The organism is Streptomyces sp. NBC_00669, assembly GCF_036226785.1.
Taxonomy (GTDB): domain Bacteria; phylum Actinomycetota; class Actinomycetes; order Streptomycetales; family Streptomycetaceae; genus Actinacidiphila.
Window position 1 is genome coordinate 9,511,372 of the sequence record NZ_CP109018.1, and the last position, 23,582, is coordinate 9,534,953.

The window sequence follows — 23,582 nt, forward strand, 5'->3', positions numbered from 1 at the left end:
TTCGCCCGGGACTGATCGCGGGCGACGCGCTTGCCCCGCCCGGCCTTCGTGCTGTCGCTCACCGCGGTCGTACACCTCGCTGCCGCGGCCGCCGTGCGCGGGCGGCCGTGCTGGTCGTCGTCCTCGCGCGCCCGGCCCGGTCCGGCGAGCGGCCGGGGGCGGCGCTTGTGATCGCGCAATCATACGGGCCACGCGCACGGACCCGCCGGGCATCGGCCGCCCGACGTGTCGGGCGCGAGGGGGGAGAGCGACGGGGCCGTGAACCCACCGGACCCCGCCACTCGCCCCCCGCCGAATTCCTGCCGTGTACCTGATACCTGTCGAAGCGTCAGTTGACGCTGAAACCCTGCTGCTTGCCGTAGGAGACGGACTGGTCCTGCCACGCGTTCAGCCCGGAGGTCAGCGTGGTGGAGGAGACGTACGCCTTGCCGACGGTGTCGTTGAAGATCGAGTTCGCGTAGACCTGGTAGGGCAGGTACGACCAGCCGGGCACCACGTCCTTGGCCGACTGCGAGAAGATCTTGTTGGCCTGCTGCCCGCCGAAGTACGGGAACTTCGTGTCGAGGAACGCCTGCGAGTCCAGGTCCGCGGTGGTCGCCGGGAACGCGCCGCCCTTGATCCGGGCCTGCACGCCGGCGCCCTGGTTCGCGTACTGCAGGAACGCGTACGCGAGGGCCTTCTTGCTGCTGGCCTTGGTGACGGCGAGGGAGCTGCCGCCGTTCTCGGCGCTGGCGTGCTGCCCGGCCTGCCACTGCGGCAGCGGCGCCGCCCGCCAGTCACCGGACGCCGAGGCCACCCCCGAGCTGAAGTTGGCGGGCATCCACGCGCCCGTCGCCAGCGTGGCGATGGTGCCGTCGGCCAGGCCCTTGTACCACTGGTCGCTCCAGCCGGAGACGGGCGACAGCAGGTGCTCGGAGACCAGCTGCTGCCACACCTTGGTGTAGGCCGCGGTGCCCGCGTCCGCGCCGAAGTCGACCGAGACCTTGGTGCCGTCGACCTTGTACGGCTTGCCGCCGGCCTGCCAGATCAGGCTGGTGGCCATGCCCGCGTCACCGGTGTCGCTGGTGATGTACGCCTTCGGGTCGGCCTTGTGGAGCTTGCGGGCGTCGTCGAGGTACTGGTCCCAGGTGGTGGGCACTGGCAGCTTGTACTTGTCGAAGACCTTCTTGTTGTAGAACAGCGCCATCGGGCCGGAGTCCATCGGCAGGCCGTAGACGCCGCCGTCGACGTTCACCGAGTTCCACGGGCCGGGGGAGTAGTCCTTGGCCAGGTCCTTGGCGCCGTACGCGCTCAGGTCGGTCACGGACTTGCCGAGCGCGAACTGGCTGAGCGCGTAGTACTCGATCTGCGCAACGTCGGGCACGCCCTTGCCCGCCTGGACGGCGTTCTGCAGCGCGGTGTACTGGGTGTTGCCGGTGCCGGCGTTGACCAGCTTGACGTGCACCTTGGGGTACTTGGCCTGGAAGTCGGTGACCACCTGCTTGAGGGTGGGCTCCCAGGCCCACACTGTGATCGAGCCGCCCTTGGCCAGCGCGGACGTGACGGCGCCCGCGCCGGTGTCGCCGCTCTTCGACCCGGAGCCACCGGAGGAGCCGCATGCGGTGAGCCCCAGTGCGCCGGCGGCGAGGAGCGCGACCGCGGGCGCCCAGCGGCGAAGTGCTGTGTTCGTCATCTCTTTCACTCCGTTGTGCGTGATGTCCCGGAACCGGGAAGCGGGGGGAGTCAGGGGGATACAGGGAGAGCGCTGCGGTCGTGGACAGCGCCGGCGGTCACTCCTTCACGCTTCCGGCGGCCAGCCCGGACTGCCAGTAGCGCTGGAGCAGCAGGAAGGCCGCGATGAGCGGGACGATGGTCAGCAACGACCCGGTGATGACCAGGTTGAAGACCGGCTGGCCGCCGGCCGTGGCCGCCTGCGCGTTCCAGGAGTTCAGGCCGATGGTCAGCGGATACCAGTCCGGGTTCTTGATCATGATCAGCGGCAGGAAGTAGTTGTTCCATGTCGCGACCGTGGTGAAGAGCAGCACCGTGACGATGCCGGGAGCCAGCAGCGGCAGGCTGATCCGGAAGAAGGTGCGCAACTCGCCGGAGCCGTCCATCCGGGCGGCTTCCAGCAACTCGTCGGGGATCGCCTCGGCGGCGAACACCCACATCAGATAGAGGCCGAAGGGCGAGATCAGCGACGGGATGATCACCGCCCAGGGGGTGTTGGTCAGCCCCATCTTGCTGAACATCAGGAACGTCGGCACCGCCAGCGCCGCGCTCGGCACCGCCACCGCGCCGATCACCACGGCGAAGACCGCCCGCCGGCCGGCGAAGTCGAACTTCGCCAGCCCGTAGCCGCCGAGCACCGCCAGGAACGTCGCGCCGCCGGCCCCGAGCACCACGTACAGCAGGGTGTTGAGCAGCCACCGGACGAAGATGTGGTCGTTGTAGGTCAGCGTCTCCCTGATGTTGTCCCACAGCGCGAAGCGGCCGCTGAACCACAGGCCGAAGGAGTCGAGCAGCTTCGGCTGGGTCTTGCACGCGTTGATGACCAGCCAGGCCAGCGGCACCAGGGAGTACAGCACGACGATCGAGGTCAGCACGGTCAGCAGCACGCTGCGCCGCGGTCTGCCGGGGGTGTGGCGACGGGCGGAGCGGGACGTGCGCGGCAGCGGGCGGGTCCTGGTCCGGGGCGCGGGTCCGGTGCCCGCCGTGGCGGTGTCGGCGGCCATCGCTCACGCCTCCTTTCGCATGCCGCGCAGTTGGACGACGTAGGCGACGATCATCGTGACGACTCCCATGACGATCGCGACCGTCGCGGCGTAGTTGTGCTGCTGGCCGGAGAAGGACAGCGAGAAGGTGTACAGGTTCGGGGTGAAGTACGTGGTGATGGCGTTGGGCGCGAGGCTCTTGAGGATGCTCGGCTCGTTGAACAGCTGGAAGCTGCCGATGACCGAGAAGATCGTGGCGATGACCAGCGCGCCGCGGATCGCCGGGATCTTGATCGACCGGATGACCCGCCACTGGCCGGCGCCGTCGATCTCGGCCGCCTCGTACAGCGACTCCGGGACGACCCGCAGCGCGGCGTAGAAGATCAGCATGTTGTAGCCGACGAACTCCCAGGTCACGATGTTGCCGATGCTCGCCAGTACCCAGCCGGGGGCGAGCGGGTCGGGGATCGACGTGTGCAGGTGCTCGTTGACGCTCGCGACCAGGCCGAACTGCTTGCCGTACATGAAGCCCCACATCAAGGTGGCGACCACCGCGGGCACCGCGTACGGCAGGAAGATCGAGATCCGGAAGAAGTCGCGCCCGTACAGCCGCCCGCTGTCCAGCGCCAGGGCGACCAGCAGGGCGATGCCGAGCATGATCGGCACCTGGACCACCAGGAAGAGCCCGACGCGGCCCAGGCCGGACCAGAACTCGTGGTCCTGGAACGCCTGCCGGTAGTTGTCGAGGCCGACGAAGTGGTTGCCGCCGATCAACTGGTCCCGGAACAGGCTCAGATGGATCGAGTAGACGATCGGGGCCAGGAACACGAGGACGAAGACCGCCAGGAACGGGCCGACGAAGCCCCACCCGGCCAGTCGCCGCCTACCGACGCGCCCCCTGCCGCCGCGCACCCGCCCGGTGGCGGGCCGACCCGCGGCCGATGGGGGCGAGAGGACCGCCATGGCTCATCCCTTCGCTCGGCGTCACAACCTCGCCGCGGGCTCGCGGCGAGGGAATGTTTACGTAACCATGGACGGTGCGGAACCGCTCCTGTTTACGTAAACATTGGATTACCGTGATGCTGGCATCGCAGGTCGGCGACGTCAAGGTCTGAGTCGTGGTTGTGGACGGAACGTGATCGAGGAGGCCGGACGGTGGAGCGCCGTCGAGTGTGTCGGCCGGGGGTCGGCGCGAGGCTGGACCTCGGTGGCGTGGTGGGGCTGGCCCCAGGACGGACACACCTGCTGGCCGGGCAGTGGGCGAGAGGGGTCGTCACTAGCGTCTGCGACATGAAATCCGTTGATGCGAAAGGCGGTTCGCGCTCCGCGTTCCGTCAGGTCAGGGCCGTGGCAGTCCTGCTCGGGCTGGTGTCAGCCGCTACCACGCTGACGTCCGGTACCGCGTCGGCGGCTGGGACGGCCCCGAGCGATCGCGGCCAGTTGGTGTCCGCTCGGCAGGTGAGCACACTGGCGACGAAGCAGGACGTCGCCGCGGCAGTGGCCGCTGCCGGATTCGACACGGGCACGATCCGGTTCGGGGTGGACGCCTACCAGCTCGTGTACCGCACCGTGGACCCCGAGGGTCGGCCCACCACCGCCAGCGGCCTGCTGGTGCTCCCCCGTAGCCGCGAACACGCCTTGCGGACCGTCTCGTTCGACCACGGCACGGCCAGCTACCGGTCCGATGCACCGTCCTCGGTGACCGAGGTCGGATTCGTGTCCGCACCCGCCGTCACCTACGCGTCCGCCGGGTTTGCCGCTGTCGCCCCGGACTACCTCGGCCTCGGCGCCGGTCCCGGACCCCACCCCTGGATGGACGTGCCCTCCGAGACGACCGCCTCGTTGGACATGCTGCGGGCAGCCCGCGCCTTCGTGCCACGCACCGGCCGGGTTCTCGGACACGACGTGCTGGTCACCGGGTTCTCCCAGGGAGCCTCGGCGGCCATGGCACTCGCGCGGACCCTCCAAGCCGGTGGCGATCGATGGTTCCGGCTCGAAGCCGTCGCCCCGATCAGCGGCGCGTACGACTTCCAGCACGCCGAACTGCCGGCGCTGCTCGCCGGCTCCCTCGACGCGAAATCCAGCGTCTTGTACACCGCGTATCTTCTCGTCGCGTGGAATCGGCTGCACCACCTGTACGACTCACCGGACGAAGTCTTCCAAGCTCCGTACGACAGCATCATCGAGGCACTGTTCGACGGTGCGCACACCGGGCAGCAGCTTCTCGCCGGCACACCCGACACCCTCGGCCCGCTGCTCACCCCACACGGCCTCGACATGCTGCGCCACCCGACCGGCCAACTGGCCGCAGCGCTGCGGGTGGCTGACAACACGTGCGCCTGGAAGCCGCGCGTCCCGGTCCGCCTGTACGACGCCGACGCGGACGAGCAGGCGGCGAATGCCAACACCGGTCATTGCGAGGCCGCCCTGCGATCACACGGCGCGCACGCACCAGTCGTCGATCTCGGCAGCCCGGACTACGAGGGGTCCCGGCACCTGGGCTCCAATGTCGCAGGCACGGCCGCCATCGTCCGCTGGTTCGGCCAACTGCACTGAGCTTGGTCGACGCGCCGCGCGCCCGCGGGGCGCACCGACCTCTCGATCGATCGGCAAGGCGGAACGAGGATTTCCGATGCCCGTCACCGAGGTCCGGTCGGCGTCGGCGCCGTCCGTGGCCTGACGCGGCCAGAGCAGGGCGGCAGGGCGCAGGTCGTCCGTTCGTGGACGTGTCCGTCCAGGCGGACCTCGCCGGTGTCGCTGCCGGCGCGGCTGCCGAAGAAACCTTGACGCCGACCAGTCCGTCGCGGGGGAGCGCGGTGCGGGGCAGGGCATCGGCAGGCGGGCAGGAGGGGGCGGTTGGCGGTTTACTCCTGGACGGCCGCGTGGTCAGGGGCGGTTGCCCCGGCCACGCTCGACAGGGGCAGGGACAGGATCGTCGACGTGAGCAGATCAGGCGACCTGAGGGGCCACTTCAGCACGCTGCTGCTCCCGAAGCAGTCCCAAGGCCGGAGCCCCGGCGGCGTGTGCGGATCGCGCGCCGAAGTGCCCCTGGAGGCGAAGAAGCCCGCAGGGCTGGAGCGATGTGCTCCACCGGCGGGCTTCCCCGTCGGTCGGGACGACAGGATGCGAACCTGCGACCCCCTGACCCCCCGGGCGCCGCGGTGGGGGATATCCGCACGCTTGCGGACGAACGCCGCGTGCGGTACGTACGGGTCGCGAGCATCGCTCACCTCCGCGCACGGCGTGCGGCTCTACCGCGCGAGCGTCGTGGGCCGCGGGTCGGCGGACTGCGCCGTCGGGCGACTCGTCCTGCCTGCGCCCCTCAGCCAGGTGAACGAGAGGAGCCCGGCACCGGCCATGACGACGGCCGCACCGACCGCCGCGATGCTCATCCCGTGCGTGAAGGCGCCCCGAGCGGCCGCCAGCACGGCATCCGCGGTCCCGTTCGGCAACCTGGTCGCGGCGGCTGTGGCTCCGCCCAGCGTTTCGCGCGCGGCTGCGGCCTGCGGTACTCCGGGGGGCAGCGCGCCGGCCATGTCGCGGCTGTAGGCCGCTGCCCCGAGGGAGCCGAGGATCGCCATCCCCAATGCCCCGCCGAGCTCCTGGCCCGACTGCAGCACCGCTGCGGCTGATCCCGCACGCTCCGGTGGGGCCGCGCCCAGGGCGAGTTCGTTGGCGAGAGTCATGGCGGCGACCAGGCCGCCCGCGTAGAGGGAGGCGCCGGCGAGGACGAACCAGAGCGCCGAGTCGGTTCGTACCTGGGCGATCCAGAGGAACCCGCAGGCGGACAGGAGGAAGCCGCCGCCCATGACGTACGCGCGGTCGACACGCTGGGCGAGCGCGGCTCCGGTTGGGGCCGCGACGGCAACTCCTGCGGACGGCACCAGGGTCCACAGCGCGGCGTCGAACGGGCTCAACTCGAGGACGGACTGCAGATACTGGGTGAGGAAGACGGCCATCCCGACCGTGGCGAACATCGCGAGGAGATCGGCGAGCACCGGGCCGCCGAAGGCTCGCCGGCCGAGCAGCCCGAGGTCGACCATCGGATGCGCGAGGCGCTTCTGCCGGCGGACGAAGACGACGCCGAGCACGAGCCCCACGCCGACGGCGAGAGCGGGCAGCGGCTCGTACCCGTTCCGCGCCCACTCCTTGACTCCGTAGATGACGCAGAGCACCGCGCCGAGCGACAGCACCGCGCTCAGCAGGTCTACGCGCTCGCGCTTCGCCGACTTGTACTCGGGCACCAGGAACGGCACCAGCACGAGGAGCAGCGTCATCGCGGGCACGTTGATCAGGAAGACCGCGCCCCACCAGAAGTGCTCCAGCAGCAGGCCGCTGACCACGGGCCCCAGTGAAATGCCCGTCGTCATGACGGCGGTCCACAAGGTCACCGCCTTGCCGCGCTGCTTGTCGTCGAGGAAGAGGTTGCGGATCAGGCCGAGCGTCGAGGGCATCAAGGCAGCGCCGCCGAGACCCAGCAGCGCCCGTACGGCGATGAGCAGTTCGGCCGTGTGCGCGTACGCGGCGGCAGCCGAGGCCGCTCCGAAGAGGACCGCGCCCATGAGCACCAGTCTGCGTCGGCCGATCCGGTCGCCGAGCGCACCCATCGGGATGAGCAGCCCGGCGAGGACGAAGCCGTACATGTCGAGAATCCACAACTGCTGCGTGGCGCTGGGCTCCAGGTCCTGACTGATGGAGGGGATCGCGAAGTACAGGACGGAGACGTCCATCGAGACGAGTGCCAGGGGCAGCATCAGGACGCCGAGGGCGGTCCATTCCTTGCGCCCCGCGCGGGGGCCGGGTGTGTTCTCCATGAACGGCAGGGAACCGAGCACGAGGCGTACACCGCAAGCAGGGGCCTAGTGCACCCCGCGCTCTGCCATCCTGAACAGCCGGAATCACTCGCAAGTGCACTAGTACAGTGCGGTCATGGCCATGGAACCGCCCTATCTCCGCATCGCCGGTGACATCCGTCGACGTATCGCCTCGGGCGAGCTCGCGACCGGTGCCCGCGTCCCCTCCACCCGGCATCTCACCCGGGAATGGGGCGTCGCCATGGCGACCGCGACGAAGGCGCTCGCGACCCTGAACCAGGAGGGCCTGGTGCGGGCCGTGCCCGGCGTCGGCACGGTGGTGGCCGAGCCGGGACGAGAACGGCGCTCGACGCCCCACCACGGACTCACCCGAGATCGCATCATCCACGTGGCGATCGCTCTCGCCGATGTCGAAGGGCTCACCGCACTGTCGATGCGCCGAATCGCCACCGACTTCGGAGTGTCCACGATGGCGCTGTACCGCCATGTCCCGAGCAAGGGCGAACTCGTACGGCTGATGTCGGAGTCAGTGCTCGACGGAGAACCGCCGGGTCCGCGACCACCCGGCTGGCGAGCGCAACTGGAGCGGGAGGCACGGTGGTTGTGGGGCCGGTACCGGCGCCACCCCTGGCTGGCGCGAGCCATGTCGGCTCTCACCAGGCCGACGGCCTCCCCCCACGCGATGCGCTACATCGAGCGGGTCCTCAGCGCCCTGAAGGGTGTGGGGTTGACTCCGCCCCAGATCATCCACGTCCACCTCGCTCTCATCGGCTACGCCCAGGGCGTGGCGGCGGCCGTCGAGTCGGAGTCGCAGGCGTGGCAGGAGACCGGTATGACGCCCGAGGAGTGGATGGCCTCCAACGAGCCGCGGATGGAGACGATCCAGACCGCCGGGTCCTACCCGACCTTGTCCACCCTCTTCGACCAGGAGGAGTTCGACCTCGAACTCGACACACTCTTCGAGTTCGGACTCGCACGCATGCTGGACGGAGTCGAAGCGCTGATCGTGCGATCCGGAGACCGCTGAACCTTGAACTCGGTCGGCCGATGTCCCAGACCGCGCGCTCGGCCCGAACCTTCGAAACCATGTAGGCACCGAGCCCGCGGCGGTCCGGTGGGGTCCAGTTGGATGCTGCGACAGACTGTGGCTGGGGCCACCGGACCGTCACCCGGAGTTCGGGCTCGGACGCCCGATTGCAGGAACGCGCGTGCGAAGATCGAGACGTGAACGCCCTCCGCTTCCGCCTCGCCACCGACGCCGACCTTGCCTCTGTCGTGCGCCTGCGCGACGACGCCGCCCACTGGATGCTCGCCCAGGGCGTCACCGGTCAGTGGCGGCCCGGCGAACTGGGCGTGGATCACTTCCGCCGGATCATGGAGAACGGGGAGGTATGGCTCGCGGAGGCCGCCGGGCGTGCCGTCGGGGCCTGGGAGTTGTGGTGGCAGGACGAGGAGGCATGGGGGCCGCAGCCGTCGACGGCCGGCTATGTGCACCGGCTGATGGTGGACCGCGGCAGTGTCCCGCCCGGTACGGGACGGCGGCTTCTGCGAGTCGCGGAGCGCCGCGTGGCCGAGGCGGGCCGACCGCTGGTACGTCTGGACTGCCTGGCCGACAACGCACCGCTGAACGCGTATTACCTCGCTGCCGGATATCGGGTTGTCGGACGCAAGGAGGGCAAGCCGCAACCGGGCGGTACGCCCAAGTCGTTCACGCTCCTGGAAAAGTCCGTGGGGGACGGAGAAGAACCGTCCCGGTAGCGGGCCAGATCCGGAACCGCCGCCTCACCCGCCCCGAGCAGCGGCTACCAGGAGTCGGGGTGCAGACCGTGCCCGCCGTATCCGGCTGGGACGGCGACCGCGCGGCGACGATGCCCAGCCGCTCCTGAAACACCTTGCCCGCGTCCGGGGGGAGCGTGGCCAGGGTCGCCATGTTGCTGAGAATGACGTCGCACAGGTCGTGCTGGACGCCCTCCCACGTGTGCGAACTGTCCTTTCGTGGGGTCGGCCGTCGTGGCGCCCATCGCCGCCTGGGCGACCTCGCCGACCTCCTCCGAGAGTTTCAGCAGCCGCAGCCACAGCAGCCGCACAGTCTCCGGCGTCGCGTTGGCCTTCTCGTCAAGCCACCGCACGAGCCGGTCGGTCGTCGTCCAAGCGGCTGCGACCAGGCACGCCAAGGTCGCCCTCAGGTGCGGGAGGCGCCGGCTGTGGTGGGCCCTGACCGCTCCCGAGCAACTCACTGGGTGGGTTCAGGCGGGCGGGCGGACCAGTCAGGCCGCGCCGCGGGGAGCGCGGGCCGGACCTCGTGGTCGAGGCGCGGCCGTCGCGGCGCCATGGTCTCCACCCCATGTGCCGCACCGTGGCGGGACGGGCCCGCTCCGGCCAACCGGTTCTGCCCGGGCCCGACTTGCGGGGAAGCGGCGCTGTCGGTGGTGGTTCGTAGCATCGGCGGTATGCCTGATGCCTTCACCGTTTTGTGGACCCATGACACCTGCCGCGCGTTGCGTCGCGCGGGGCGGGTGGGGGAGCGGCCGCCGGTCGCGTTCGGGGGCGTGCACACGTCCCTGCCCGCCTGGTCGGGTGCCGGCCCCGGGGACGAGGTGTACGCGCTGCACGTCAACCGGTGTGTCGTGTACGTGGTGAGCCGGATGCGCGTGCTCGACCTGGAGCGGCGCGAGTGCTGCGGGGTGGCGCCGGCCGCGTGGAACGAACCCGCGTTCCCCGGACATGACGACTGGGCGATGCTGGGCGCCCACGGCTGCGGTGCGGCGGCGATCCACGTGGAGGCGACACCCGTACGTTTCGACCTCGCCGTCCCGGGAGACCTCCTGGAGCGGCTGACCTGGCGCAATCGGCGCGGCCGGACCCGCGTTCTGAAGTACGTGGCCGACGGCCGCCTCGAACGCTCGATCAGCCTCCAGGGCTTCTACCGCCTGACCGAGGACTCGGCCGGCGAGTTGGAGAAGTTGCTCGGCGCGGGCGCCTGACCGTTCCGGCGACCGGCTACGGGCCGGGCGGCGCGCAGTCGATGCCGGAGAGGGCCGTGGCCGCCGACGGTTCCCGGCCGGGGCCGGGCGCGGGCGCGGGGGCGGCGGCGCCGTCGCGAGCGCGGCCGGTGTGCACCCGCAGCAGTCCGGCGATGCCGCGCATCAGGGTCTCACCGGCCAGGACCGGGTCGCCGAGATAGCCGGCGCTCATCGCACCGTCGCGGAGCATGACGAAGTGCCGGCCGGCGTGCTCGGCGGGAGCGTCGGAGGTCTCGGCGAACAGCCCGGTGATCGTCTGCAGGAACCACTCGCGGTGCTGCACGACGGCCTGGTGCACCGGGTGGTCGGGGGCGGGGAACTCCGCTGCCGCGTTGAGGAACGCGCAGCCGCGGTAGCCGGGCGCGCGGATCTGCTCGACCAGGGACGCGCCTATGCCCCGCAGGATGTCGTCGGTCGGCAGGTCCGCGGCCGTCAGGGAGCCGATCTGGGCGCGGATCGCCTGGTCGACGCTTCCGATGTAGGCGACCGCCAGGTCCTCCTTGCTGCGGAAGTGCCGGTAGAAGGTGGCGTTGGTGACCTTGGCCTCGGCGACCAGCCGGTCGACCCCGACCGTGTGGATGCCCTCCGCGTAGAAGAGCTGCCCGGCGGTCCTCAGCAGCCGCTCCCGGGCCTCGGAGACTCTCCGGCCGGTGCCGGTGCCGGTTTCCGTCTGCGTCATATTGCCCATCGTAGCAGGTAGAACGGTCTCTCTTGGGCTGAGGTAGAACGTTCTCTCTTGTGTTCGCCGCCGAGGGTGTGCCAAGCTGCGTCTCGATAGAGAGAACGTTCGCTCTACCACTGCGGGGAGGCTCGGCGAACGCTCCCCGTGCCCCTCCCACTCACTGGAGAACCCCATGGCATCCGCCGCCTCCGCCGCCCAGCACCTCGGCGCCACGCCCGCGCTGCGCCGGCTGTACGTCATCCGCTTCGTCTTCGCCGCCGCGTGGGCGGCGCTCCTGCTGGCGTACGGCTCCGACCTCACCGCCGGGGCGAAGCTGCTGCTGTTCGTCTACCCCGCCTTCGACGTGGTCGCGGCCGTCGTTGACGCCCGCTCGGCCCATGAGGCCGGGCCGGTCAAGGGCCTGTACGCCAACATGGCCGTCAGTTCGCTCGCCGCCGTCGGCGTCGCGGTCGCCACCGCCTCCGGCGTCGCCGACGTGCTGCGGGTGTGGGGCGCCTGGGCGATCGTCTCCGGCCTGGTCCAGCTCCTGGTGGGCGTCGCGCGCCGGGCGATGGGCGGCCAGTGGGCCATGATCGCCAGCGGCGGCATCTCCGTGCTGGCCGGTGCGTCGTTCGTCGCGAGCGCCTCGAAGGACGACCCCTCGCTGACCAGCCTCGCCGGCTACGCGGCGCTCGGCGGGATCTTCTTCCTCGTCTCGGCGATCCGGCTGCCCCGCTCGACCCCGAAGGACTGACCCGCGCGGGCCGGGGACCGCGAGCAGGGGACCGCGAGCGGCGAGCCGCGGGCCGGTCGCCAAGCGCCGTTTGCGCGCCGCCCGTTCGGACCGGCGTGGACGGCGCGTTGGAGGGCGCGGGGCGGTGCGGGCAGTGACCCGTACGGGTTCTGCGCGCTCTGCCGGGGGCCGGGAGCCGCCGTAATGATGAGCAGACCGCACGTGATCCGGGCGGCTCAGCGTCACTGCCGTGTGGCAGGTGGACCATGCGAGGAAGAAGGAGTCCACGGTGTTGCTTCTCATCTCCCCGGACAGCGTCGAGGAGGCACTCGACTGCGCGAAGGCGGCCGAGCACCTCGACATCGTCGACGTCAAGAAGCCCGACGAGGGATCGCTCGGCGCGAACTACCCGTGGGTGATCCGGGAGATCCGCGGCGCGGTCCCGGCGGACAAGCCCGTCTCCGCGACCGTGGGCGACGTGCCGTACAAGCCCGGCACGGTGGCCCAGGCGGCGCTCGGCGCGGTGGTGTCCGGGGCGTCGTACATCAAGGTCGGCCTCTACGGATGCACGACGCCCGCACAGGCCGTCGAGGTGATGCGCGGAGTCGTCCGCGCGGTGAAGGACCACCGGCCGGACGCGTTCGTGGTGGCCTCCGGTTACGCCGACGCGCACCGGATCGGCTGCGTCAACCCGCTCGCGCTGCCCGACATCGCGCACCGCTCCGGCTCCGACGCGGCCATGCTCGACACCGCGATCAAGGACGGGAGCGGGCTGTTCGACCACGTTCCGCCGGACGTCTGCGGCGAGTTCGTCCGGCGGGCGCACGACGCCGGACTGCTCGCCGCCCTCGCGGGCAGCGTCAAGGTCGCGGACCTCGGCGCGCTGACCCGGATCGGCACGGACATCGTGGGCGTGCGCGGGGCGGTCTGCGAGGGCGGCGACCGCAACACCGGCAGGATTCAGCCGCATCTGGTGGCCGCGTTCCGGGCGGAGATGGACCGGCACGCCCGGGAGCACGGCACCGTCGCCACTGTCGCCGCCGCGAGCTGACCGCCGGCATGCCGACGTACCAGCCCCTTCGCGCGCCGGAGGGCCGAGGTGAGCGCTTCGCGGTCGTCGACCCCGCTACGGGCGAGGCGTTCGACGAGGCCCCCGACCAGCGGCCGGACGCACTGGACGCCGCCGTCGACCGGGCGCACGCGGCCTGGCCCGGCTGGCGGCGCGACCCCGCGGCCAGGGCCGGCGCGCTGCTCGCGGCGGCCGACGCGGTCGAGGCGGCCGGCGCCGACCTCGCCCCGCTGCTGACCCGCGAACAGGGCAAGCCGCTGGCCGAGTCGTACGCCGAGATCGCCCGCGCGGCGGCCCGGCTGCGCTACTTCGCCGAACTGGACCCCGGGCGGCTGCCGATCACCGACGGCCGCCCGGTGCGCAGCGAAGTCCGCTGGCGTCCGCTCGGGCCGGTCGCCGCGATCGTCCCGTGGAACTTCCCGCTCCAGCTCGCGTCGGCGAAGTTCGCACCCGCGCTGGCCGCGGGCAACACGGTGGTGCTCAAGCCGTCCCCGTTCACGCCCCTGGCCACCCGGCTGCTGGGCGCGGTCGTCTCGGCCGTCCTGCCCGAGGACGTCCTGACGGTCGTCACCGGCCACGAACCCTTGGGCGCCCGCCTCGCCTCCCACCCGGGCATCCGCCATGTGACCTTCACCGGCTCGATTCCCACCGGGCGGGCCGTCGCGACCGGCGCGGCGCCCTCGCTCGCCCGGGTCACCCTGGAGCTGGGCGGCAACGACGCCGCCATCCTGCTGGACGACGTGGACGTCGAACGGATCGCCGACCGGCTGTTCTGGGCGGCGTTCCGCAACTGCGGCCAGGTCTGCATGGCGGTCAAACGCGTCTACGCCCCGGCCCGGCTCTACCCCCAGGTCGTCGATGCGCTCGCACAGCGTGCGAAGTCCGTCGTCGTCGGCCCCGGGCTCGACCCGGGCACGCAACTGGGACCGGTGAACAACGCGCCCCAACTGGCCCGGGTGGAGGGCTACCTGGCCCGCGCCCTGGCGGACGGCGCCCGGGCCGTGGCCGGCGGCCACCGGCTGGACCGGCCCGGCTACTTCTTCGCCCCGACGGTGCTGGCCGACGTCCCGCCGGGCAGCCCGGTGGTGCTGGAGGAGCAGTTCGGCCCGCTGCTGCCGGTGCTGCCCTACGACCACCTCGCCGACGCCGTCGCGGCGGCCAACGCCACCGGCTACGGGCTGGGCGGCTCGGTGTGGGGGACCGACCTCGACCGGGCCGAGGCGGTGGCCGAACGGCTGGAGTGCGGGACGGCCTGGATCAACCACCACGCCGAACTCTCCCTCGCCCAGCCCTTCGCAGGCACCAAGGACAGCGGAGTCGGCGTCGCGGGCGGGCCGTGGGGGCTGTACGGGAACCTCCAACCGTTCGTCGTGCACCGCCCGTTGGAGGTGTAGGCGTGGCGTTGAGGTTCGACGCGGCGGTCCTGCGCTCGTACGAGAGCCCGTTCACCGTGGAGGAGGTGGTCCTGGCCGCGGGGCCGGCCGACGGCGAGGTCCTGGTACGGGTCGCGGGCTGCGGGATGTGCCGGACCGATCTCGCGGTGCGGCGTTCCGCGGGCCGCTCACCGCTGCCGGCCGTGCTCGGCCACGAGGGGGCCGGGGTGGTGCTGGAGACGGGCGGTCCCGACACCGGCCTGAACGCCGGCGACCACGTCGTACTGAGCTTCGACTCCTGCGGACGCTGCCGGAACTGCCAGGGCGCGGCCCCCGCGTACTGCGACTCCTTCGCCGCGCTCAACCTCTTCGGCGGGCGCAAGGAGAGCGCGGAACGGTTCACGGACGCGGCCGGGGGCGAGTTGGCGCCCCGGTGGTTCGGGCAGTCGTCGTTCGCCGAGTACGCGATGGTCCCGGCCCGCAACGCCGTCCGGGTCGATCCGTCTCTGCCCATCGAGCTGCTCGGGCCGCTCGGCTGCGGGTTCCTCACCGGCGCCGGCGCGGTCTTCCACTCCTTCGGCGCGGGCCCGGGCGAGAGCGTCGCGGTCTTCGGTGCGGGAGCGGTGGGCCTGGCGGCGGTGATGGCGGCCACCGCCGCCGGGGCGGTGGCCGTGGCCGTCGACCGGTACCCCGAACGGCTGGCCCTGGCGGAGCGGCTGGGCGCCGTCCCGGTCGACGCCGAGGTGGACGACCTGCCCGGCCGCATCGGCAAACTGACCGACGGCGGGGCCCGGTTCGCACTCGACACCACCGGCTCGGCCCGACTGATCAACGACGCGCTGGGGGCGCTGCGCCCCACCGGGCACCTCGGGCTGGTGGCGCGGCTGCACACCCCGCTGCCGCTGGAGGTGGGGGCGTTGGACCGGGGCCGGCGGATCTCCCACATCTGCGAGGGGGACGCGGTGCCGGGGCTGCTGATTCCGCGGTTGGTCGGGTTGTGGCGGGCCGGGCGGTTCCCGTTCGACGAGCTGATCCGTACGTATCCGCTTCGCGCGATCAACGAGGCCGAACGCGACTGCGACGCCGGGCGGGTGGTCAAGCCCGTGCTGATCCCGGAGGGGCGGGGGTAGCGGGGGCGCGCGTATCTGACGGCCTATCACATTGCTTGCGGCGGCGCGACGTTCGGGTGGCCAGGTGCCGAACTCCCGTGCTGCCGAAGTGCCGTACTGCCGTGCCGCCGTGGCCGGCCCACCATCCGGCATGCGGGTCCGCCGGACTCTCACTCACACCAAGGGAGCACACACATGGTCAGCACAGCGCGGCAGGACGCCGGGGTGGAGGACGTGGAAGGAGGCGTCGGCCTCACCGCTCTCATGGTCGCCGCGGCGCGCGCGATCGAGACCCACCGCCCGGACAGCCTGGCCCAGGACGTCTACGCGGAGCACTTCGTGCGGGCCGCGCCGGCCTGCGCGGAGTGGCCGATGCGTATCGAGCAGGTTCGGGACGGGGACGCGAACCCGCTGTGGGGGCGGTTCGCACGCTACTTCGGGCTGCGGACCAGAGTCCTCGACGACTTCGTGCACCGAACGGTGCACACCGTCGGCGCCCGCCAAGTGGTCCTGCTCGGTGCGGGGTTGGACACCCGGGCGTTCCGGCTCAAGTGGCCGGCCGACTGCGTGGTCTATGAGATCGACCGGGACGGCGTCCTGGCGTTCAAGCACCAGGTCCTCGCCGGACTGTCGGCCGCCCCGAAGGCGACGCGCGTCCCGATCCCGATCGACCTGCGCGACGACTGGGTCACCGCGCTCACCGACGCCGGCTTCGACCCGGCCGCCCCCAGCGTCTGGCTGGCCGAGGGCGTGCTCTTCTACCTGCCCCACGCCGCCGAGACGTACCTGATCGACACCGTGGACCAACTGACCACGGGGGGAAGCGCCCTGGCGTTCGAGGTCAAACTGGAGAAGGACCTGCTGGCCTACCGCGACAGCCCGATCTACCTCTCGACGCGTCAGCAGATCGGCATCGACCTGCTCACCTTGTTCGACCGCCAGGCGCGACCCGACTCCGCGGGCGCCCTGGCGGCCAAGGGCTGGTCCACCACGGTCCGCACCCCCTTCGACTTCACCCGCCAGCACGGCCGCGGCCCGCTGCCCGAGCAGAACGACGCGCTGGAGGGCAACCGCTGGGTGTTCGCCCACAAGCCCGGCCGGTAACTCCGCCGCCCCGGCCCCGCGTTCGCTCGGCGGATCTTCGACAGGGCTACGGTGGTTCCCGGCCTCGATGGCGTCCGAAGCGGGGGACCGTTGAGCAGCGACGCAGATCCGGACCGGCCGGTCCGGGACCTCAGTACCTGGACGGTCGGCCGCCTCGAAGCCCTCACGGCCACGCGGCAAGGCCACGAGCTGGAGCGGATCAGGGTCGTCGCCCAGGCCCACCTCCACCGATCCGGTGAACCACGGCCGGCCCGGCTGCGCTGGGCCAAGCTGTCCTTGCACGCCAACGCACGCCTCCCCGGCGACAGTTCGTGGAGCCGGGCCCGGAAGACCCGGCAGAACTTCGCGCTGCGCACCTGGGTCATCGATCACCTCGGCCCCGACACCGACCCGGACTGGCAGCCCGCGGTCCTCGCCGCCGACACGCTGGCGGCGCTCACGCTCGACCCCGACCGGGCCGTCGCGCTTGCCGCGCGGTGGCGTGACCTCCCGGTCGGGCAGATCGATGAACTGAGACGGCACAAGAACATGACCGCCCACCTGGACCGGCTGGTGGACTTCGTGCCGCCGGGACCGGTCAGGGACCGGCTTGTCACCTGGACGTGGGCGCGCACGCACCTGCCCTGAGCCGCCGTCCGATTCCGGAGGTTCATGGAACGGGCCCCGGTCCGCGGCCGGTTGACCGCCGCGGGCTCGCTGCCGGCGGCGTACTGCCCTCTTCCGGCGTGCTGCCCGCTCCCGGCGGACCGCCTACTCGCCGGCGCGGGCCACCAGCAGGGGCTGGAAGAAGCCGGTCTCCGGCGGCAACCGCCACCCGGCGTCGACGAACCCCGCCTCGGCCGCGAAGCCGGCCAACCGGTTCCGGGGGAGCGCCCAGTAGGTGGTCCGCCGAACCTCGACACGCCACTCGCCGCCCGCCGGAACGAGCTGGAAGTGCTCCAAGTCGTAGCGCTCGCCGTCGTCGTGCCAGTGCCAGAGCTGGAAGGTGACGGCCCGCTCCTCGCCGCTGCCGTCGCCCTCGGCGATCCGGTGGACCTGCGGGGGAGTCGAAGCCGGGCGCTCGCGCACCAGCTCGTCGTACGGGCGCGTGCTGACCAGCAGCAGGCCGCCGGGACGCAGCACGCGGCGCATCTCGGCCAGGGCGGCGCGCACCTCCTGCCCGGTCAACAGGTGAGGCAGCGAGTTGTCGGCGCAGACGACGGCGTCGAACCGGCCGTCAGCAAAGGGGAGATGCCGCATGTCGGCGGCGGCCGTGCGCAGCCGCAGGCTCCGGCGCGCGGCCTCCCGTGCCGCGCGGGCGGCGGCGCGAGGGCTGATATCCGTCCCGGTCACGCGGTGCCCGCGCAGCGCCAACCCGATCGCCTGCGTGCCGATCCCGCACGCACAGTCGAGCACGTCCGCACCCGCCCGGCCGATCAGGGCGTCCAGAGCCGCACCCTGCCGACGGATGCTCGCGTCCCAGTCCGAGTAGATCAGGTGGTAGTCATCGGCCAACTCGTCGTAGAAACGCGCCACCGACATCCCGGGCATGACCCGAGACTACCGTCCCCGGTTCCCCGGAGGCGCCGGCCGCAGCCCCGAGGCCGGAGCGAAGCCGCCACCTCGCGGTCGGTGGGCCCTGAACCGCCGCCGCGTCGCCCGAAGCGTCCTACGTCGGCCGGTCGGCCGGTCAGCCCCTCAGCCCGTCAGCCGGTCGGCCCTTCAGCCCGTTCGGCTTCGCCGAACGCTCGCTGATGCAGAACGGGTGACCGGCCGGGTCGAGCATCACCAGGAGTCCCGCCGCACGATTCGACGGGTACTCAGCCGCCGTGGCGCCGAGACCGATCAGTTCTTCCTCGGCCGCGGTGAGGTCGTCGACGGAGAACTCCATGTGCATCCGCAGCGGCACCCGGGCCGAGGGCCAGGTCGGCGGCCGGTAGTCCTCGACCCGGCGGAAGATCCACGTATCCCGGCGATCTCGACCCAGGCCGAGTCGGCCTCTGATCGAACGCTCTCGCCCCCGGCGGCAGCCCGGTGTGGAAGGCCGCGATCGGGCCCGGGGCCTGGCAGTCGACGGTGACGGCCGCGAGTTCGACCGTTGCGGGTATGCGCACTCCTCCGCCGGAAGGTGAGTCGCCCTCATGCTTCCACCCGGCGCCGGTGTTCCTCCGGGACGGGCGCCGGGGCCGGGCTGGGGGCCGGGGGTTGTCGGTGGTGGGTGGGAAGGTGGTGGGTATGGATGCGCGGTGGATGCAGCGGCGGGTGTACGGCGCCGATCACGAGGACCCCGATCCCGGGCCGCGGCCGGGGCGTCGGTACGTGGAGCTGGTGGGCGGCCCGCTGGACGGGCTGCTGTTCGACCTGACCGGGTTGGCAGACGCGGAGCGGTCCGGCGGTGTCGCGCTGCCCACGGAGATCGGCGCGTTCGGGCCGGGCGGGCGGGCGTACTACGGGCCGCGGCCGGGCAGCGAGGGCAGTTGGCACTGGGAGGGCGACATGCCCTGACGAGCGGATGGGTCAGGTCGAGGCCGCGTCCGTCGGCGAAGGGACGGGGACGGGGAGGGGACGCAGGACCGTCAGCGAGTCCTCCGAGGTCGCGGCCATGGCGAAGGGGAACCGGTCGAGCTCGACGCAGAGGGCCACGTCATCGGGATGGACGCCCTGACGTACGCCCGCGGCCAGTTCGGCGGCGGCGCGCGACTCGGCGGCGCGGCGCAGGAACGCGGCCGCGTCCGTCGCCGCTCCGGTCGCCCGCCGGGCGATGTACTGGGCGCACGCCAGGTCCTCGTCGGCGCGCCCGTCCTCACCGGTGACCACGAAGGTGACGCTGTCACAGCCGCGGGCCCGCAGCAGCCGAGCCGTCGCCTCCGCCACCACGAACCCGGCGCACAGCACCAGCGACGCCTCCTTGACCGCGAGGGCGCCGACCGTTCCCGCGGTGGTCTTCTGCACGACGGTCCGTCCGCCCAGGTCGACGGAGCGCAGCAGGCCAGGCGAGTTGACCAGGTCGAAGCCGGGCGCGGGCGGACCGTCCTTGAGCGCCGCCCAGTCCGGGTGGCGGGCCTTGAGCGCCCGGGCCTCGTCCAGCGACCCGGCGAGAACGATCTTCTCCGCCCCCCGGGCGAAGGCCCACGCGGCCACCGTGAACGCGCGCATGACGTCGACCACGACCGCCACGGACGGGACTTCGACCAGATCGGGGATACCGAGGAAACTCGCCTTCATCCGGTCATGATCGCGCATGCCCGACCCGAAGCACCCGGACGGTGCCGCACGTCACATCGACGGCCTCGGCTTCGGCCCCGGCCCCGCGCCAGGGCAGGGCGGCCACGTCGGGCGGCCCCGTATACGTATCCTGAGGGCTGGTTCTCGCTCGGCGCCGTATCGGCGATCGCAACGGGGGAAGGGCGCGGATGATGCGTATGACCGAGGGGTGGCGTCGACGTACGTTCACCCTTGGCGCCGCGGGAGTGGCCCTGGCTTCGGTGTCGGGCTGCGGCGGTTCGGGTTCCTCCTCCGACGGCGGGTCACCGCATCCGGCAACGGCGCCGCGCACCGTGGCCGCCACGACGCGGCCTGCCGCCACGCCGGTGGTGCTGCACGGCTGCGGCGGGCAACCGGTCACCTCGCCCACGACGTTCACCCTCGCGTGCGGCGACGGCAAGATCAGCCTGGGCAGCCTGGTCTGGTCGGACTGGGGTCGGCCGACCGCCAGCGCCACGGGGAAGTACCTGGCCGTGGGCTGCGTACCGGACTGCGCGAGCGGCACCGAAGTCCCCTACGCGGCCACGGTGACCGTCAGCGGCCTGCTCGACGGCGGCTACACGGTGATGCACATCAGCGCGCCCCACGCCCCGAGCCGCACCGCCGACTACCGGCTCGACACCCAGGGACCGGTCGAGGCCCGCTGACCCGGGAGCACGGCCGTTGACGCGCTGCCGGCCAAGGTGCCACCGGACAAGGGGCCCCCGGACAAGGTGCCGGGTGACGCGTCAGGCGAGACATCGAGCGACGCCCGTCCGCGCCGCCGCGTGCGTCGAACCCTTTGCGGCTGACCGCCGGCAGCTACGGGCCCGGTTCCTACGGGCGGCGGGTCGGGATCGGAGCGAGGGCGGGCCAGCGGGCGAGCATGCGGCGGCGCATCTCCGTGCTGAGCCTGCTCAGCCCGCTGAGGTCGGCGCGCTCGGCGGTCAGCGCGCCGACGACACCGAGCCGGTGGACGAGCCGTTGCCGGGCGGTCGCGGTGCCCCACGTCCAGTCCTGGTCCGGGATCAGGGCCAGGTGGTCGGCGGCGCCGCGGCGAGCCCGCTCGACCAGCGCGTCGCCCCGCAGCAGCCAGCCGGCGCACGCGTCGGTGAGGTCGCCGTCCGGTTCCGTGCCGGTCGCGGTGCGCCACGCCGTACGGTAGGCGAGCTCAGCCCGCTCCAGCAGCTCGGCGGACGCCGCGGTGACACACCAGCACGTCGGGAAGCCGACGCGCAGGTAGGCGAGTTCCACCACTCCGCTGCCCGTCGACGCCTGTTCGAAGTCGACGAACCTGATCCCGTCGGCGGTGTGCAGGTCGTTGCCGGGACACGGGTCCCCGTGGAGGAGGGCGTGCCCCGAGGCCCGGCCGAGCCGCCGCACGAGGTCGTCGAGCTCGCCGGACACCCCCGGCGGGACGGCCGCTTCCAGCGCCTCGGCCAGCCCGAGGAAGGAGGCGACGTCGGCCGCGCCCGGGCCCGACCAGCGGGGGAGCACCCCGGCGTCCTCGGGGCCGGCGGCGGCGTGCAGCCGGGCCAGGGCCGCCGCGTAGCCGACGATCCAGTCGCCGGACGGGTGCCGGTGGTCCAGATGTTCCAGAACCAGCACTCGCTCGCTGGGATCGGTGCCCAGCAGCGCGGGCACCACGGGCGGCTCGGCCCGGGCGGCGAGCCGCAGCGCGGCCACCTCGCGGGCGTACCGCTCCTCGGCGTCGGCACCGCCGACGATCTGCTTCACCACCGCGGTTGCCCCGGGCAGCTCCACCCGCCACACACGCGAGCGCGGACTGCTGCCCAGCCGCCGTACTCTCCCGGGCGAGCCCAGCGAAGCCCGCAACTCGTCCCCGAACGGCATCCGCGACCTCATGACCCGCCATCCTTCCACCCGAGCGGGCGACTCCCCGGCCGCTGCCGACAACTGGCGGCCGTTCACGTCACGGTCGCCGGCGGACGCGGTGACGGCCACCCCTCTTCGGCGCGCGGTCCGGCAACAACGGCTCGATCCGCGCCCACCGCGTATCAGGCAACGGCACACCCGGCCCAACGACCCGGTCGCCGGGGGAAAACGGACCTGCCGCCCCGCCCACGACGCGAGGTCAAGCCGGGAAGCACCACCGTGATCTGCCTCGGCGCGGGCCACCTCGGCGTCGTACTCGTCGGCGTCGATGACCACCCGGTGCTTGGTTGAGCAGCGGTGATGCTTCGACTGTTCCGCTACCTGATGGTCGCGGGCCGGCACCGGCGTCCCGTCCACGATGGGCACAGTGCCGTGACGGGCCGCTGGTTCGGTGCCAGGAGCGGCCCCGTGTGGTCCACGATCCGATCCGCCGGCGACTTCAACACCCCGAACAGCGGGGCGAGTTGTCGTAGAGTCCGGTGGGTGCGCCAGTATGCGGCGACGAGCAGCACCCGGTCCTCCAGCGGCCGGGACCGGGGCCTGTCCGGCGGTGCCGCGTCGGGCCCCCTCGCGTCCCAGCTGGGCGAGCGGCTTCCCGAAAGCTCGCGGGCTCAGCCCGGTGAACGGGGCTGACCAGGACGGCTCCGGCGCCGAGATCCCCCGAGGCACTGCAAGATCATCGCACCCGCCATCGGCAGCTCTGGACGTTCACCGCGACGGCGTTCCTGGACCTGTGGTCCGCACCGACGACGTTCGTCGCGCAACCGGGCCGCGGGCCTGCACGCCCGGGTGCGCGAGGGTTGCGCTGCTCGCTGCTCGCTGCTCGCTGCTCGCTGCTCGCTGCTCGCTGCTCGCTGCTCGCTGCTCGCTGCTCGCTGCTCGCCGCGCTGGGCGCCACCTTCGCGCTCCCGCTCGCGGTGGTCGCCGCCGCCGGCCCGATCGCCGAGGTGTTCACCCAGGACCCGGCCACCCGGGAGGTCATCACCCGGTACGTCCATCTCACCTGTCCCTGCTTCTTCCTCTACACGGTGATGGTCGTCCTGCACGGATGTCCCACCGGCCGTGGACGCACCGTGGTGCCGATCAGGTGGCTGGCCGGCGCCGTCCACTCCGGCGTCATCACCTGTCTCCACGCAGGCCCGGACAGCCGTACGGGGCCGGTGCTCCGCCGGCCAGGACGACAACGGCAGCCGCGCCCGGATACGGGGGAGCCGCGTCTGGATACGCGGCAGCGCCCTCAGCGCGGAACGCGGTAGCGGAAGCAGACGACGCGCGAGCCGAACGTGCGGGTCTCCAGGAGTTCGAGGTCCACCCGGTGCTCGTGCCGGGAGAAGTAGGGGGTGCCGCCGCCGATCAGCACCGGGTGCACCCGGGGCCGGTACTCGTCGATCAGACCCGCCGCGGCCGCCTGCGCCGCGAGCGCCGCACCGCCGATCGCGATCTCGCCTTCCCCCGGCTCGGCCCGCAGCCTCGCGATCTCCTCGGCCACGCCGCCGGAGGCCAGGCGGGCGTTGCCCTGCACCTCCGACAGCGTGGTGGAGAACACCACCTTCGGGAGCGGCTTCCAGAGCCGGGCCCACTCCAGCATGGAGTCGTCGAGCGACGGGTCCTGGTCGGCGGTCTCCCAGTACAGCATCGTCTCGTACAGGCGCCGACCCATCAGGTGGACGCCGATACCCCGCAACTCGTCGGTGACGAAGCGGAAGAGCTCCCCGTCGGGCGCCCCCCAGTCGAGGTCGCCGTCCGGCCCCACGATGTAGCCGTCGAGCGAGACGCCCATCGAATAGGTCACCTTGCGCATCGGGGTTCCTCCTAGGTAGCGGGTTCGACAGTACGACTGCCGCACGCCGCGGAACTCATCGCGACGCGCGGCTAGCGACCAGCG

Annotated in this window: 23 protein-coding genes and 1 pseudogene; 13 read left to right on the forward strand and 11 right to left on the reverse strand. The window is 72.2% G+C overall.

Going from position 1 to position 23,582, the window contains the following annotated elements; translation table 11 throughout:
* Nucleotides 1-328: 328 nt before the first annotated feature.
* From OG896_RS39940 to OG896_RS39950, 3 genes are all read right to left on the reverse strand, one after another.
* A complete protein-coding gene (locus tag OG896_RS39940; RefSeq protein ID WP_329373445.1) occupies nucleotides 329-1,672 on the reverse strand; it encodes an ABC transporter substrate-binding protein in 1,344 nt (447 codons plus the stop codon).
* Nucleotides 1,673-1,769: 97 nt separating this feature from the next.
* The gene (locus tag OG896_RS39945; protein ID WP_328459509.1) at nucleotides 1,770-2,714 is read right to left on the reverse strand and encodes a carbohydrate ABC transporter permease; all 945 of its coding nucleotides are present in this window, start codon (nucleotides 2,712-2,714) and stop codon (nucleotides 1,770-1,772) included.
* Between the two features lie 3 nt (nucleotides 2,715-2,717).
* The gene (locus tag OG896_RS39950; protein WP_329373448.1) at nucleotides 2,718-3,656 is read right to left on the reverse strand and encodes a carbohydrate ABC transporter permease; all 939 of its coding nucleotides are present in this window, start codon (nucleotides 3,654-3,656) and stop codon (nucleotides 2,718-2,720) included.
* 495 nt (nucleotides 3,657-4,151) lie between these two features.
* Between OG896_RS39950 and OG896_RS39955 the strand changes: the two genes are divergently transcribed.
* The gene (locus OG896_RS39955; protein ID WP_329373449.1) at nucleotides 4,152-5,249 is read left to right on the forward strand and encodes a lipase; all 1,098 of its coding nucleotides are present in this window, start codon (nucleotides 4,152-4,154) and stop codon (nucleotides 5,247-5,249) included.
* Nucleotides 5,250-5,944: 695 nt separating this feature from the next.
* On the opposite strand, the gene OG896_RS39960 is transcribed toward OG896_RS39955, so the two are convergent.
* Nucleotides 5,945-7,507 carry an MFS transporter gene (locus OG896_RS39960; RefSeq protein ID WP_329373451.1) on the reverse strand — a complete coding sequence of 521 codons (1,563 nt, stop codon included), beginning with the start codon at nucleotides 7,505-7,507 and terminating at the stop codon, nucleotides 5,945-5,947.
* Nucleotides 7,508-7,622: 115 nt separating this feature from the next.
* Between OG896_RS39960 and OG896_RS39965 the strand changes: the two genes are divergently transcribed.
* The 3 genes from OG896_RS39965 (at nucleotide 7,623) to OG896_RS39975 (ending at nucleotide 10,491) form a co-directional block, all read left to right on the forward strand.
* On the forward strand, nucleotides 7,623-8,534 hold the full coding sequence (locus tag OG896_RS39965; RefSeq protein ID WP_329373453.1) for a TetR/AcrR family transcriptional regulator C-terminal domain-containing protein: 912 nt from the start codon (nucleotides 7,623-7,625) through the stop codon (nucleotides 8,532-8,534).
* 197 nt (nucleotides 8,535-8,731) lie between these two features.
* Nucleotides 8,732-9,265 (forward strand): GNAT family N-acetyltransferase, encoded by a 534-nt coding sequence (locus tag OG896_RS39970; protein ID WP_329373455.1) that lies wholly within the window; start codon nucleotides 8,732-8,734, stop codon nucleotides 9,263-9,265.
* A 692-nt stretch (nucleotides 9,266-9,957) separates the two neighbouring features.
* Nucleotides 9,958-10,491, forward strand: a complete 534-nt coding sequence (locus OG896_RS39975; protein WP_329373457.1) for a hypothetical protein — start codon at nucleotides 9,958-9,960, stop codon at nucleotides 10,489-10,491.
* 16 nt (nucleotides 10,492-10,507) lie between these two features.
* Here OG896_RS39975 and OG896_RS39980 read toward each other — a convergent pair whose 3' ends face one another.
* Nucleotides 10,508-11,218 (reverse strand): TetR/AcrR family transcriptional regulator, encoded by a 711-nt coding sequence (locus OG896_RS39980; protein ID WP_443057218.1) that lies wholly within the window; start codon nucleotides 11,216-11,218, stop codon nucleotides 10,508-10,510.
* 166 nt (nucleotides 11,219-11,384) lie between these two features.
* Between OG896_RS39980 and OG896_RS39985 the strand changes: the two genes are divergently transcribed.
* From OG896_RS39985 to OG896_RS40010, 6 genes are all read left to right on the forward strand, one after another.
* On the forward strand, nucleotides 11,385-11,945 hold the full coding sequence (locus tag OG896_RS39985) for a hypothetical protein (RefSeq protein ID WP_329373461.1): 561 nt from the start codon (nucleotides 11,385-11,387) through the stop codon (nucleotides 11,943-11,945).
* Nucleotides 11,946-12,213: 268 nt separating this feature from the next.
* Nucleotides 12,214-12,975: a (5-formylfuran-3-yl)methyl phosphate synthase gene (locus tag OG896_RS39990; protein WP_328459473.1), complete on the forward strand. Its 762-nt coding sequence runs from the start codon at nucleotides 12,214-12,216 to the stop codon at nucleotides 12,973-12,975.
* Between the two features lie 8 nt (nucleotides 12,976-12,983).
* The gene (locus tag OG896_RS39995) at nucleotides 12,984-14,387 is read left to right on the forward strand and encodes an aldehyde dehydrogenase family protein (RefSeq protein ID WP_329373464.1); all 1,404 of its coding nucleotides are present in this window, start codon (nucleotides 12,984-12,986) and stop codon (nucleotides 14,385-14,387) included.
* An 8-nt stretch (nucleotides 14,388-14,395) separates the two neighbouring features.
* Nucleotides 14,396-15,496, forward strand: coding sequence for an NAD(P)-dependent alcohol dehydrogenase (locus OG896_RS40000; protein WP_329374581.1), 1,101 nt, complete (start codon nucleotides 14,396-14,398; stop codon nucleotides 15,494-15,496).
* Nucleotides 15,497-15,670: 174 nt separating this feature from the next.
* Nucleotides 15,671-16,579 (forward strand): class I SAM-dependent methyltransferase, encoded by a 909-nt coding sequence (locus OG896_RS40005; protein ID WP_329373466.1) that lies wholly within the window; start codon nucleotides 15,671-15,673, stop codon nucleotides 16,577-16,579.
* Nucleotides 16,580-16,669: 90 nt separating this feature from the next.
* The gene (locus tag OG896_RS40010) at nucleotides 16,670-17,206 is read left to right on the forward strand and encodes a hypothetical protein (RefSeq protein ID WP_329373467.1); all 537 of its coding nucleotides are present in this window, start codon (nucleotides 16,670-16,672) and stop codon (nucleotides 17,204-17,206) included.
* 123 nt (nucleotides 17,207-17,329) lie between these two features.
* Here OG896_RS40010 and OG896_RS40015 read toward each other — a convergent pair whose 3' ends face one another.
* Together OG896_RS40015 and OG896_RS40020 are read right to left on the reverse strand one after the other, a co-directional pair.
* A complete protein-coding gene (locus OG896_RS40015; RefSeq protein WP_329373469.1) occupies nucleotides 17,330-18,109 on the reverse strand; it encodes a class I SAM-dependent methyltransferase in 780 nt (259 codons plus the stop codon).
* A gap of 139 nt (nucleotides 18,110-18,248) precedes the next feature.
* Entirely contained in the window at nucleotides 18,249-18,701 is a 453-nt protein-coding gene (locus OG896_RS40020; RefSeq protein ID WP_329373471.1) for a VOC family protein, read from the reverse strand.
* 92 nt (nucleotides 18,702-18,793) lie between these two features.
* On the opposite strand from OG896_RS40020, the gene OG896_RS40025 reads away from it, so the two are divergent.
* A complete protein-coding gene (locus tag OG896_RS40025; protein ID WP_329373473.1) occupies nucleotides 18,794-19,063 on the forward strand; it encodes a hypothetical protein in 270 nt (89 codons plus the stop codon).
* A gap of 12 nt (nucleotides 19,064-19,075) precedes the next feature.
* Here OG896_RS40025 and OG896_RS40030 read toward each other — a convergent pair whose 3' ends face one another.
* Entirely contained in the window at nucleotides 19,076-19,783 is a 708-nt protein-coding gene (locus OG896_RS40030) for a 2-phosphosulfolactate phosphatase (protein WP_329373475.1), read from the reverse strand.
* Nucleotides 19,784-20,115: 332 nt separating this feature from the next.
* Here OG896_RS40030 and OG896_RS40035 point away from each other — a divergent pair, with 332 nt between their 5' ends.
* Nucleotides 20,116-20,469 (forward strand): hypothetical protein, encoded by a 354-nt coding sequence (locus OG896_RS40035; protein ID WP_329373477.1) that lies wholly within the window; start codon nucleotides 20,116-20,118, stop codon nucleotides 20,467-20,469.
* A 169-nt stretch (nucleotides 20,470-20,638) separates the two neighbouring features.
* Here the strand turns inward: OG896_RS40035 and OG896_RS40040 are convergent, their stop codons facing one another.
* Together OG896_RS40040 and OG896_RS40045 are read right to left on the reverse strand one after the other, a co-directional pair.
* Nucleotides 20,639-21,667, reverse strand: coding sequence for an aminoglycoside phosphotransferase family protein (locus tag OG896_RS40040; RefSeq protein ID WP_329374582.1), 1,029 nt, complete (start codon nucleotides 21,665-21,667; stop codon nucleotides 20,639-20,641).
* Between the two features lie 288 nt (nucleotides 21,668-21,955).
* Nucleotides 21,956-22,366, reverse strand: a pseudogene (locus tag OG896_RS40045) (helix-turn-helix domain-containing protein); the annotation flags it as partial.
* 131 nt (nucleotides 22,367-22,497) lie between these two features.
* On the opposite strand from OG896_RS40045, the gene OG896_RS40050 reads away from it, so the two are divergent.
* Complete coding sequence (locus tag OG896_RS40050; protein WP_329373479.1) at nucleotides 22,498-22,953, forward strand: MATE family efflux transporter; 456 nt, start codon at nucleotides 22,498-22,500, stop codon at nucleotides 22,951-22,953.
* Here the strand turns inward: OG896_RS40050 and OG896_RS40055 are convergent.
* Nucleotides 22,935-23,498: a dihydrofolate reductase family protein gene (locus tag OG896_RS40055; protein ID WP_329373481.1), complete on the reverse strand. Its 564-nt coding sequence runs from the start codon at nucleotides 23,496-23,498 to the stop codon at nucleotides 22,935-22,937. The genes OG896_RS40050 and OG896_RS40055 overlap by 19 nt on opposite strands.
* Nucleotides 23,499-23,582: the final 84 nt, after the last annotated feature.